This window comes from Pseudonocardia oceanicola (assembly GCF_047200735.1).
In the GTDB taxonomy this organism is placed as follows: domain Bacteria; phylum Actinomycetota; class Actinomycetes; order Mycobacteriales; family Pseudonocardiaceae; genus Pseudonocardia.
Genome location: NZ_JBJZON010000037.1, coordinates 39,492 through 51,236, shown reverse-complemented (window position 1 = coordinate 51,236; position 11,745 = coordinate 39,492). Strand labels below are relative to the sequence as shown.

10 protein-coding genes are annotated in these 11,745 nt (G+C 76.4%); 9 read left to right on the top strand and 1 reads right to left on the bottom strand.

Annotated features, from left to right (window positions below):
- Window positions 1-32: 32 nt before the first annotated feature.
- Window positions 33-1,775: a hypothetical protein gene (locus ACL02T_RS32110; protein WP_412834565.1), complete on the bottom strand. Its 1,743-nt coding sequence runs from the start codon at window positions 1,773-1,775 to the stop codon at window positions 33-35.
- On the opposite strand from ACL02T_RS32110, the gene ACL02T_RS32105 reads away from it, so the two are divergent.
- From ACL02T_RS32105 to pyrG, 9 genes are all read left to right on the top strand, one after another.
- Window positions 1,665-2,711: a tetratricopeptide repeat protein gene (locus ACL02T_RS32105; RefSeq protein WP_412834564.1), complete on the top strand. Its 1,047-nt coding sequence runs from the start codon at window positions 1,665-1,667 to the stop codon at window positions 2,709-2,711. The two genes, ACL02T_RS32110 and ACL02T_RS32105, sit on opposite strands and share 111 nt — an antisense overlap.
- Window positions 2,708-3,691, top strand: coding sequence for an HAD-IIA family hydrolase (locus ACL02T_RS32100; RefSeq protein WP_412834563.1), 984 nt, complete (start codon window positions 2,708-2,710; stop codon window positions 3,689-3,691). The genes ACL02T_RS32105 and ACL02T_RS32100 overlap by 4 nt, the downstream gene beginning before the upstream one ends.
- A 106-nt stretch (window positions 3,692-3,797) precedes the next feature.
- Window positions 3,798-3,995, top strand: coding sequence for a hypothetical protein (locus ACL02T_RS32095; protein ID WP_412834562.1), 198 nt, complete (start codon window positions 3,798-3,800; stop codon window positions 3,993-3,995).
- Between the two features lie 14 nt (window positions 3,996-4,009).
- Window positions 4,010-4,813: a TlyA family RNA methyltransferase gene (locus ACL02T_RS32090; protein WP_412834561.1), complete on the top strand. Its 804-nt coding sequence runs from the start codon at window positions 4,010-4,012 to the stop codon at window positions 4,811-4,813.
- Window positions 4,810-5,730 (top strand): NAD kinase, encoded by a 921-nt coding sequence (locus tag ACL02T_RS32085; protein WP_412834560.1) that lies wholly within the window; start codon window positions 4,810-4,812, stop codon window positions 5,728-5,730. Before ACL02T_RS32090 ends, ACL02T_RS32085 begins: the two co-directional genes overlap by 4 nt.
- Window positions 5,731-5,825: 95 nt before the next feature.
- Entirely contained in the window at window positions 5,826-7,604 is a 1,779-nt protein-coding gene (recN, locus tag ACL02T_RS32080) for a DNA repair protein RecN (protein WP_412834559.1), read from the top strand.
- 103 nt (window positions 7,605-7,707) lie between these two features.
- Window positions 7,708-8,895 (top strand): putative cytokinetic ring protein SteA, encoded by a 1,188-nt coding sequence (gene steA / locus ACL02T_RS32075; RefSeq protein WP_412834558.1) that lies wholly within the window; start codon window positions 7,708-7,710, stop codon window positions 8,893-8,895.
- Window positions 8,892-9,809 carry a copper transporter gene (locus tag ACL02T_RS32070; protein WP_412834571.1) on the top strand — a complete coding sequence of 306 codons (918 nt, stop codon included), beginning with the start codon at window positions 8,892-8,894 and terminating at the stop codon, window positions 9,807-9,809. The genes steA and ACL02T_RS32070 overlap by 4 nt, the downstream gene beginning before the upstream one ends.
- 138 nt (window positions 9,810-9,947) lie before the next feature.
- Window positions 9,948-11,696 (top strand): CTP synthase, encoded by a 1,749-nt coding sequence (gene pyrG / locus ACL02T_RS32065; protein ID WP_412834557.1) that lies wholly within the window; start codon window positions 9,948-9,950, stop codon window positions 11,694-11,696.
- Window positions 11,697-11,745: the final 49 nt, after the last annotated feature.

The window sequence follows — 11,745 nt, the reverse complement described above, 5'->3', positions numbered from 1 at the left end:
ATCTTCTCCGACGGCTGGAATCGCGCCCGCGATCACGCCGGCGACGCGACGAGAATCGGAATTCCAGAGTGACTGATCGGGACGACAGGCAGGGCGACCGTCGCGAGGACGGTCCCCGGCAGCGAAGCGGCGAGCGCCGTGGCCGCGACGACCGCCGGGACGACCGCCGGGACGACCGCCGTGGCGGCCGGGTAGGGACGGGCTGGGGCGGCGCGGACGAGCGGCGCGGCCCGCGCCGCGGCGACGACCGCCCCGGAGCCCGCTCGGAGGCCCGCCGCGGGTCGGAAGGCGACCGCGGTCGCGGGAGCTTCCGGGGCCGCGAGGGAGGACGGGACCGCGACTCCCGCGGCCGCGACGGCCAGTCGGCGCGGGGCGGCCGCGGTGCGGGCAGCGGCAAGGTCTACGTCGACCGCTGGGGCCGTGACGACCGGCGGGACGACCGGCGGGACGACCGGCGGGACGACCGGCGGGACGACCGGCGGGACGTCCGCCGCGGTGGCCGACCGCAGCGTGACGACCGGCGGGGCGGCTACGGCCGGGACGATCGTGGCTCCCGTGGCGACCGCGCGCGCTACGGCGACGATCGTCGTGCAGGAGGTTTCTCCGATCGGCGGGACCGGTCCGACCGCGACGACCGCTCCGGCGGCTACCGGCGCGAGGACCGGGTCCGGAGCGGAGACCGTGACGAGCGGCCGCGCGGAGCGGACCGCGGCGGCTCCCGAGGCGGGTACGGCTCGGGTGAGCGCGGTGGGCGGTTCGAGCGCGACGACCGTCGTGGTTCCTTCCCGCGCGGCGAGCGTGGTGGCGCCCGCGACGACCGGTCGCCCCGCGAGGGCAGGGGCGAGCGGGAGGACCGTCGCGGTTCGTACGACCAGGCCGGGCGTCGGGGCGGGCCGGACCGCGGCCCGCGCGGCGGCGGCCGGTACGACCGCGAGTCCCGTGACGTCCCTGGGGCCCGTTCCGACCGGGACGAGCGGCGCGACTTCCGGTCCGGGTCTCGGGGCGGGCGCGGGGGGCCCGACCGCGACGAGCGCCCGGGCGGCTTCGGCCGGGACGGCCGTCCGCGCGGCGGGGACCGGAACGACCGTGTCCGGGGCGATCGCGAGGACCGCGGCTACTCGCGCGGGCCCGGCGACCGCGCCGACCGGTTCGGGCGCGGGGACGGGGGGCGGCGCTTCGACCCCGGCCCCCGCGGGGGAGACCGCCCGGAGCGCAGCGGCTACCGCGCCGACGACCGTCAGGACCGGCGCGGGGCATGGCAGGACGACCGTGCCCGTGACGAGCGTGCCCGTGACGACCGGCCCCGTGACGACCGGCCCCGTGACGACCGGCCCCGTGACGATCGGCAGGGCGGCGGTCGCTCCGCGGCCTTCCGGACCGAGGAGCGCGAGTCCCGTCCGGACCGCGGAGACGGGATCGGCGGGCCCTCGCGGCAGGACCGCGGGACCGACTTCCGCGACCGCGGGTTCGGACGACGGGAGCGTCCGGCAGGCGGTGAACGCGGCTTCCGCGGCGACCGGGTCGGTCCGGTGCGCGGGCGCCGGGAGAGCGGGCCGCGGGACACCGACCGCCCGGGCCGTGTGCCGCGCGACCGGGGTGACCGGTTCGACCGCGAGGAGCGTGAGCGTCGCCCGCGCGGCGCGGAGGGCGTGCCGACCTCCTTCATGGCCGAACCCGAACTGCCGGAGGGCGTCCGGCCGAACGGGCTCGACGCCGACGTCCGGCGCGACCTGCGGGGCCTGCAGAAGGAGACCGCGGAGAAGGTCGCCCTGCACCTCGTCGCCGCCGGCATGCTCGTCGACGAGGATCCCGAGGAGGCGCTGGCGCACGCGCGGTACGCGCGAAAGCGGGCATCGCGCATCGCCGTGGTCCGCGAGGCCGCCGGTATCGCGGCCTACCACGCCGGTGAGTGGACCGAGGCGCTCGGCGAGTTGCGGGCGGCCCGGCGCATGGGTGGCGGGCCCGGACACATCCCGGTGATGGCGGACATCGAGCGGGCGCTCGGGCGCCCCGAGCGCGCCCTGGAGCTGGTTCGCAGCCCGGAGGCCAAGGAGCTGGGCCACGCCGAGCGGGTCGAGCTCGCGATCGTCGCGGCCGGTGCGCGGCGCGACCTCGGCGAGGTCGACGCCGCGGTCGTCGGGCTGCAGGGGGCGGACCTGGACCCGCGCAAGCGGGACCCGTGGAGTGCGCGCCTCTTCTACGCCTACGCGGACAACCTGCTTGCCGCGGACCGCGAGTCGGACGCGGTGCAGTGGTTCGTCCACGCCGCCGACGCCGACGACGCCGGCGAGACCGACGCCCGGCGTCGGCTGGCCGAGCTCACCGGTGAGGAGATCGAGGACGAGGACGACGGCTTCGCGATCGGCGACGTCGTGGAGGAGGACGAGCCCACCCCGGTCGCCGACCGCCGGACCGACGAGGCCGGGGACCTGGGCGACGAGGCCGGGGACCTGGGCGACGAGGCCGGGGACCTGGGCGACGAGGCCGGGGACCTGGGCGACGAGGCCGAGGACCTGGGCGACGAGGCCGGGGACCTGGACGACGAGGACCTGGGCGACGAGGACCTGGAGGACGAGGCCGAGGATCCCGCCGACCCCGGCTCCGCGACCCTCCGGGCGCAGGCCCCTGTCGAGCCCGACGAGGACGGCGACCCCGAGCCCCTCGTCGACACCTGGCCCGCGGAGGGCCCGGAGGGTGAGCGGTCCTCGTGAGCGAGGACGTCCTCGCCCGGTTCGACGTCCTGCTGGTGGACCTCGACGGCACCCTGTACACGGGCTCGTCGGCGGTCCCCGGCGCCGTGGAGGCGATCGCGACGGCGCAGGACCGCGGCGTGCGGATCTCGTACGTCACGAACAACGCCTCGCGGCGGCCGTCGGAAGTCGCGGCGCAGCTCGCCGGGCTGGGCTTCCCGGCCACGACCGAGGACGTCCGCACCAGCTCCCAGGCCGGCGCCGCGATGCTCGCGGCTCAGCTGCCCGAGGGGGCGCGGGTGCTCGTCGTGGGGACGAGCGCTCTGGCGGAGGAGGTCACCCGCCGCGGCCTGCGGGTCGTGGACTCTGCCGAGGATGCCGACGCCGTGATCCAGGGCCACTCGCCGGACACGGGTTGGCGTGACCTCGCCGAGGCAACGCTCGCCGTGCGGCGGGGCGCGGTGTGGGTCGCGACGAACGTCGACCCCACGCTGCCGACGGAGCGCGGGCCGATGCCGGGCAACGGCTCCCTGGTCGGGGTCGTGCGGATCGCGAGCGGGGTGGAACCCCAGGTCGCGGGCAAGCCGGCGCCGACGCTGATCGAGGAGGCGCTGACGGCGTCGGGGCGCGAACACGGCCTGGTGATCGGCGACCGGCTCGACACCGACATCCAGGGCGGCAACGCCGCGGGGCTGCCGACGCTCGTGGTGCTGACCGGGGTGTCCACCCCGCGGGAGGTGCTGGAGGCGCCCGAGCCGCTGCGCCCGACCTACGTCGGTGCCGACCTGGGCGCGCTCCTGCGGCGCCCCGAGGAGCTGGCGCCGGGTCCCGGGGACGGGTGGGCCGTGGACGGGGAGCTGGTGCTCTCGGGCGAGGGCTCCGATCTCGACGCCCTGCGCGCACTCTGCGCCCTGCACTGGGCGGCCGGGGGCGGGGAGGCCCGGGTGCGTGCCGAGGGCGGGGCGGCGCGGGCCGCGGTCGCCCGGCTCGGGCTCGGGTGAGGCGGGGCACCGGCGCCGCGCCGGGCGCCGGGCCGCCGCTCCCCTTCGGCTACCGTGGCGATCAGACCGACGCCGTGAGTCGGATCCCGACCGGAGAGCACGACCGATGACCGTTCCCGTCCCGGGCGACCCCCGCCCGCCGTCCGCGCGCCCGCTCGAGGCCGTGCGGGCCGACGTCGAGGCCGCGCTGGGCGCCCTCGACGCCGTCGCCGAGCTGCCCGCGGAGGAGCACGTCGCGGCCTTCGAGCGGGTCCACGCGGCGCTGGGCGCCGCCCTCGCGGCCGGCTCGCCCGAGCGGGCCTGACCCCGGGGACCGCCGTGCCCACCCGTTCCCGGCTCGACGCCGAGCTCGTCCGGCGCAAGCTCGCGCGCTCGCGGCAGCACGCGGCGGAGCTGATCACCGCCGGTCGCGTGACCGTCAACGGGCTGCCCGCGGGGAAGCCCGCCACCCAGGTCGACCGGGCGGCCCCGGTCGTCGTCGAGGAGCGGGCGGACGAGCCGGACTGGGCCTCCCGCGGCGCGCACAAGCTGCTCGGGGCACTCGCGGCCTTCGCCGACGTGGTGGTGGAGGGCCGGCGCTGCCTCGACGCGGGTGCGTCGACCGGCGGGTTCACGGACGTCCTGCTGCAGCGCGGGGCGCGCGAGGTCGTGGCGGTCGACGTCGGCTACGGCCAGCTGGTCTGGCGGCTGCGGTCGGACCCGCGGGTGCGGGTGCACGACCGCACCAACGTGCGGGCGCTCGACCCGGAGCAGATCGGCGGGCTCGTCGACCTCACCGTGGCCGACCTGTCGTTCATCTCGCTCCGCACCGTGCTGCCCGCGCTCGTCGCGTGCACGGCACCGGGTGGCACCCTGGTGCCGATGGTCAAACCGCAGTTCGAGGTGGGCAGGGAGCGGCTGGGCGCAGGCGGGGTCGTGCGCGACCCGCGGCTGCGGCTGGCCGCGCTGACCGAGGTCGCCGACACCGCACGGGGCCTCGGCCTCGCCGTGCGCGGCGCCGTCGCCAGCCCGCTGCCCGGCCCGTCGGGCAACGTCGAGTACTTCCTCCGCCTGGCCCGGGACGGCGAGGACGACGTGGGCGACGGGCCGCTCGCCCGCGCCGTCGAGGAGGGCCCCCGGTGAGGGAGATCCTGGTCGTCCTGCACGCGGGGCGGGCCACGAACCGCCGGGTCGCGGCGCGCGTCGCCCACCGGCTGGCGAAGGAGGGCATCCGGCTGCGGGTGCTGGCCGACGAGTGGGCCGGGGTCGACAACGGCACCGATCTGCCGCCCGAGCTGCGCCCGGTCCTCGTCGACGGGACACCCGCGTGTGCCGCGGAGACCGAGGCGGTCCTCGTCCTCGGCGGCGACGGCACCCTGCTGCGCGCGGCCGACCTGGCCCGGCCGGCCAAGGTGCCGCTGCTCGGGGTGAATCTCGGCCGCATCGGCTTCCTGGCCGAGGCCGAGCAGGAGTCCCTGGGCGAGGCGCTCGACGCGATCGTGTCCGGGCGGTACGAGGTCGAGGAACGGATGACGATCGACGCCGTGGTCCGCCACCGCGACCGCGTCGTCGCCCGGACCTGGGCGCTCAACGAGGGCGTCGTGGAGAAGGCGACGCGCGAGCGCATCCTCGAGGTCGTGCTGGAGATCGACGGCCGCCCGGTGTCGAGCTTCGGCTGCGACGGCGTGATCTGCTCGACCCCGACCGGCTCCACCGCCTACGCGTTCTCCGCCGGCGGGCCCCTGATCTGGCCCCAGGTCGAGGCGATGCTGGTGGTGCCCAGCAACGCGCACGCGCTGTTCGCGCGGCCGATGGTCGTGTCGCCGGAGAGCCAGCTCGCCGTCGAGGTGGACGCCACCGGCCCGCCCGCCGTCCTCGACTGCGACGGCCGCCGGGTGATCGACGTTCCGCCGGGCGCCCGCGTCGAGCTGTGCCGCGGGATCGAGCCGGTCCGGATGATCCGGGTCCTGGCACAGCCCTTCGCCGACCGGCTGGTGCGCAAGTTCGACCTGCCCGTCCGCGGCTGGCGCGGGGCGCCGGACACCCCCGACGAGCACTGATCACCCGCGTCGCGCCGGGTCCTCCCCGCACCACCCGCCCGGCCCACCGTGGTCTGCGCACGGATCTGTCGGCGGCGGCCCGTATCGTGCGGCCCATGCTGGCCGAGATGCGCATCCAGGGCCTCGGCGTGATCGACGACGCCACGCTCGAGCTGGACCCGGGTCTCACCGTCCTCACCGGGGAGACCGGCGCGGGCAAGACGATGGTGGTCACCGGGCTCTCCCTGCTGGGGGGCGGTCGCGCCGAGGCGTCGCGGGTCGCGGAGGGGGCGTCGCGGGCGGTCGTCGAGGGCCGCTTCGCGCGCACCGGTGCCACCGCGCTGGAGCTGGCCGAGGAGGTCGGCGCGGAGGCGGACGAGGACGGCACGCTGATCGCCGTCCGTACCGTGTCGGCCGACGGGCGGTCCCGGGCCCACCTCGGTGGGCGGTCCGTGCCGGTGGGCGTGCTCGGCCGGCTCGCCGAGGCGACCCTCGCCGTGCACGGGCAGAACGACCAGCTCCGGCTGCTACGGCCCGCCGACCAACGCGCCCTGCTGGACCGGTACGCGGGCGACGCGGTGGCGAAGCCGTTGGCCGCCTACCGCGAGATCCGAGCGGAGTGGCAGGCCGTGTCCGCGGAGCTCCGCGAGCGCCGGGACAACGCGCGCCGGCTGGCCCAGGAGGCGGACATGCTCCGGCACGGGCTGACCGAGATCGAGGCCGTCGCCCCGCAGCCGGGGGAGGACCGCGAGCTCGTCGAGGAGGCGAAGCGGCTCGCCGCGGCGGACGACCTGCGCGAGGCCGCCGGGCTGGCCCGCGGCATGCTCTCGGGGTCGGACGACGGCGAGACCCCCGGCGCCGTCGGGCTCGTCGGCGAGGCCCGCAACCGGCTCCATTCCGGCGCCGACCCGGACCTCGCGGCGCTGGACCCGCGGCTGGGGGAGGCCCTCGCGGTCCTCACGGACGTGGCGGGGGAGCTGTCCTCGTACCTGGACCGGCTCGACGCGGATCCCGAGCGGCTGGCCCAGGTGCTCTCCCGGCAGGCGGAGCTCAAGGCGCTGACCCGCAAGTACGCCGCGGACATCGACGGCGTGCTCGAGTGGGCCGCGCGGGCGCAGGAACGGCTCGCCGGGCTCGACACCTCCGACGAGGCCCTCGCCGCGCTGGCCGCACGGCGGGACGCGCTCGCCACGGACCTGGCGGGGCACGCCACCGCGCTGGGCGCGGCCCGCGTCGAGGCCGCCGGCCGGCTCGCCGCCGACACCACCGCCGAGCTGGGCGGGCTCGCGATGAAGGACGCGGAGCTGCACGTCTCCGTCGCCGCCCGCACGGCCACCGGGCCCGACACCACCGACGCACTGCTCGTCGACAGCCGGTGGGTGGTCGCCGGGTCGGACGGGGTCGACGAGGTGGAGCTGCGGCTCGTCCCGCACCCCGGCTCGGCCCCGCAGCCGCTGCACAAGGGCGCCTCGGGTGGCGAGCTGTCCCGGGTGATGCTGGCCCTCGAGGTCGCGCTCGCGGGCGCCGACCCGGTGCCGACCATGGTGTTCGACGAGGTCGACGCCGGCGTGGGCGGACGCGCGGCGGTCGAGATCGGCCGCCGGCTCGCCCGGCTCGCCGCGCGCCACCAGGTCATCGTGGTCACCCACCTGCCGCAGGTCGCGGCCTACGCCGACCGGCACCTCGTCGTGCAGAAGAGGCGCGGTGAGGGGGTCACCCGCAGCAGCGTGCGCACGCTGCCCGAGACGGACCGGATCGTCGAGCTCGCGCGGATGCTCGCGGGGCTGGACGACACCGACACCGGGCGGGCCCACGCCGAGGAGCTGCTGGCCGCCGCCCGCACGCACCGTGCCGAGGACCGGGCCGCGCCGCGCCGGCGCCGGCGGAAGGGCTGAGTCGACCGGCGAGCGCGCCCGGCTCGTCGTCCCGGGTGACGGGGCGGTCACGGTGCGGCGCGCCTTCACCGATCCGGGCCAGGTGGGTGCCAGGGTGCGCGGCATGAAGCTGACCGGCCTGCTGCACCGCTCGCGACCCGAGCTGCCCGGGCTCGCCGGGACCGCGCGCGTCGACAAGCGCACGGACGCGTTGCTCAAGCGGCTCAAGCCGGGCGACGTCGCGGTGCTCGACCAGATCGACATGGACCGCGCCACGGCCGACGCGCTGATCGCGGCCGAGGTCGCCGCCGTGGTCAACGCCTCGCCGTCCATCTCCGGGCGGTTCCCCAACCTCGGGCCGGAGGCCCTGCTGGCGGCCGGGATCCCGCTCGTCGACGACACCGGCCCCGAGGTGCTGCACGACGTGCGCGACGGCGCGCGGATCCGGGTGCACGAGGGCGTGGTGTACGCCGGTGAGCTGGAGCTGGCGCGCGGGACCGAGCAGACGGCCGAGTCGGTCGCCGACGCCCTGGTCGAGGCCAAGGCCGGGCTCACCCACCAGCTCGAGGCGTTCGCCGCCAACACCACCGAGTTCATGCGTCAGGAGCGCTCGCTGCTGCTCGACGGCTTCGGCGTCCCGGAGGTCGACGTCGCCCTGCAGGGCCGGCAGGTGCTCGTGGTCGCGGCGGGGTTCGACCACGCCAAGGACCTGGCGAGGCTGGGCAACTACATCCGCGAGTACCAGCCGGTGCTGCTCGGTGTCGGGGCGGGTGCCGACGCGCTGCGCGCTGCCGGGCACAAGCCGGACCTCATCGTCGGGGACCCGTCGGACATCTCCGACGAGACGCTGACCAGCGGTGCCGACGTCGTCGTGCCGGCCTTCGCCGACGGGCATGCCCCCGGCCTGCACCGGGTCCAGGACCTCGGGGCGAGCGCGGTGACCTTCCCGTCCTCGGCGAACCCCGAGGACCTCGCGCTGCTGCTCGCGCACCACCACGGGGCGTCGATGATCGTGACCGTGGGCCTGTCGGCGAACATGGTCGAGTTCCTCGACCGGGGCCGGTCCGGCTCCCACGCCTCGACCTTCCTCACCCGCCTGCAGGTGGGGGGGCAGCTGGTCGACGGCCGGGTCATCGCCCAGCTCTACCGCAGCCGGATCTCCACCGGCGCGCTGCTGCTGCTCGTCGGGGCGGCGCTCGTCGCCGTCCTGGCCGCGGTGCTGATGTCGCAGGCCGGTGACGCGGTCCTGACGTGGATCACCACGACCACGACCGCCGTGTTCGAGACGATCGAGGGGTGGTTCGTCCGGTGATCTCGCTGCGCTACCACGCGGTGTCCATCGCGGCGGTGTTCCTCGCGCTCGCGGTCGGCGTGGTGCTCGGCGCGAGCGGCCTGTCCGACCGGCTGCTCGCCGCGGTCTCGACCGACCGGGACACCCTCTCCGCCCAGGTCGACACGCTCACCGCCCAGCGCGACGCGCTGCTCGACGAGCAGGCCGCGGCCGAGGAGTTCGCCGGCCGGGTCGGCCCGGCCGCCGTGCGCGGGCTGCTGTCGGGGAAGAGCGTGGCCCTGGTGCAGGCCGGCGGCCAGCAGACCGACGCCGAGTCCGTGATCCGGCTCGTCGGCCAGGCGGGTGGCACGGTGACCGGCTCGATCACGCTCACCGACGCCGTCGGCGACCCGGCCCGGTCCGACGAGCTCAACGCGCTGGCCGCCGAGCTGCTGCCGGCCGGCGCGCAGCTGCCTGCCGCCTCCGACACCGGAAGCCTGGCGGGCGGCCTCCTCGGCAGCGTCCTGAGCTCGGCGAACGCGCCGACCGCGGAGCAGGCGGGAGCGGTGTGGGCCGGCCTCGCCGACGCCGGGTTCGTCCAGCCCGGAACGGCCCCCGGCCCGGCGGACCTCGTCGTCGTGCTGACCGGGGGCGCCGCCCAGGGCCCGGACGCCGGCGACTCGGCGGCCGTGCTCGCCCGGCTGGCCGCGCAGCTCGACCGCTCGGGCGCGGGTGCCGTGCTGGCCGGGCGGGAGGGCTCGGCGTCGGCGACCGGCCCCGTCGGCGTCGCGCGTGCCGCCGGCGGTCCGACGGCGGGCCTGTCGACGGTCGACGACGTCCAGACCGCCTCCGGTCGTGTCGCCACCGTGCTGGCCCTCAAGGAGCAGCTCGACGGCGGGGTGGGCAGCTACGGCTCCGACCGCAGTGCGAGCAACGGGGCGGCCCCCGGCGCCTGACCCCGTCGGGCGGACGGCGCTCTCGCTCACTCACGAGGTGCGAGCCGGAGCGCCGTTCCTCTCGTCCGGACGGGCGGCGACACGCGGCACGGCGGTCTGGCGGGGGCGCCGAGAGCGGCCCGGGTACACTGGAGTTCCGTGCAGACTCGCGCGACCCGTCATCTGTTCGTCACCGGCGGGGTCGCATCCTCGCTGGGCAAAGGCCTCACCGCGTCGTCCCTCGGTCAGCTGCTCACCGCGCGCGGCCTGCGGGTCACGATGCAGAAGCTCGACCCGTACCTCAACGTCGATCCCGGGACGATGAACCCGTTCCAGCACGGCGAGGTCTTCGTCACCGAGGACGGCGCCGAGACGGACCTCGACGTCGGCCACTACGAGCGGTTCCTCGACCGGGACCTGCACGGCCGGGCCAACGTCACCACCGGTCAGGTGTACTCCGAGGTCATCGCCAAGGAGCGCCGCGGCGAGTACCTGGGCGACACCGTGCAGGTCATCCCGCACATCACGAACGAGATCAAGGACCGCATCCTCGCGATGGCGGAGCCCGACGCCGACGGCGTCGTCCCCGACGTCGTCATCACCGAGGTCGGCGGCACCATCGGCGACATCGAGTCGCTGCCGTTCGTGGAGGCGGCCCGCCAGGTGCGCCACGAGGTGGGCCGGGACAACTGCTTCTTCCTGCACGTCTCGCTGGTGCCGTACCTGGCGCCCTCGGGCGAGCTGAAGACCAAGCCCACGCAGCACTCCGTCGCGGCGCTGCGCAACATCGGTATCCAGCCGGATGCGTTGGTCCTGCGCGCGGACCGGGAGATCCCGGACGCGATGAAGCGCAAGATCTCGCTGATGTGCGACGTGGAGATGGACGGCGTCGCGGCCTGCCCCGACGCCCCGTCGATCTACGACATCCCGCGGGTGCTGCACCGCGAGGCGCTCGACGCCTACGTGGTCCGCCGGCTCGGGCTGCCCTTCCGGGACGTCGACTGGACGGTCTGGGGGGACCTGCTCGACCGGGTGCACAACCCCGACGAGAAGGTCACGATCGCGCTCGTCGGCAAGTACGTCGACCTGCCCGACGCCTACCTGTCGGTCACCGAGGCCCTGCGCGCCGGCGGGTTCGCGCACCGGGCCAAGGTCGAGATCCGCTGGGTCGTCTCGGACGACTGCGAGAGTCCGTCCGGGGCCGCGAGCGCGCTGGAGGGCGTCGACGGGGTCCTGATCCCCGGCGGGTTCGGCATCCGTGGCATCGAGGGCAAGCTCGGCGCGATCACCCACGCCCGCACCCGCGGCATCCCGACCCTCGGGCTGTGTCTGGGCCTGCAGTGCATGGTGATCGAGGCGGCGCGCAACCTCGCGGGCCTGGAGGCCGCCAGCTCCAGCGAGTTCGACCCGCGCACCCCGTACCCGGTGATCTCGACGATGGCCGAGCAGCTCGACGTCGTCGCCGGCGACCGGGACATGGGCGGGACCATGCGGCTCGGCGCCTACCCCGCCGCGCTGGGGGAGGGCACTGTCGTCGCGAAGGCGTACGGCGGCCGCGAGGTGTCCGAGCGGCACCGGCACCGCTACGAGGTCAACAACTCCTACCGGGACCGGCTCGCCGAGGCCGGCCTGGTGTTCGGCGGCACCTCGCCGGACGGGAGGCTCGTCGAGTTCGTCGAGCTGCCCGAGGCGAAGCACCCGTTCTTCGTCGGCACCCAGGCCCACCCGGAGCTCAAGAGCCGGCCGACCCGGCCGCACCCGCTGTTCGCGGCGTTCGTGAAGGCGGCCCTGCGGTACAACGCCGAGGACCGGCTGCCGGTGGAGATGCCGTCCCGGGCGAAGGCGAACGGCAAGGCCGAGCGCGCGGAGCCCGTCGACACCGCGGCACCCGCCGAGGTGGGCTCGTGAGCCGGAGCGCTCCGGGGACGCACGACTTCCCGATCACCGCCTCGCGGGA

Coding starts and splice junctions, on each gene's coding strand:
- ACL02T_RS32105 (WP_412834564.1), top strand. CDS start 1,665: ATGGCCGAACCCGAACTGCCGGAGGGCGTCCGGCCGAACGGGCTCGAC.
- ACL02T_RS32095 (WP_412834562.1), top strand. CDS start 3,798: ATGACCGTTCCCGTCCCGGGCGACCCCCGCCCGCCGTCCGCGCGCCCG.
- recN (WP_412834559.1), top strand. CDS start 5,826: ATGCTGGCCGAGATGCGCATCCAGGGCCTCGGCGTGATCGACGACGCC.
- steA (WP_412834558.1), top strand. CDS start 7,708: ATGAAGCTGACCGGCCTGCTGCACCGCTCGCGACCCGAGCTGCCCGGG.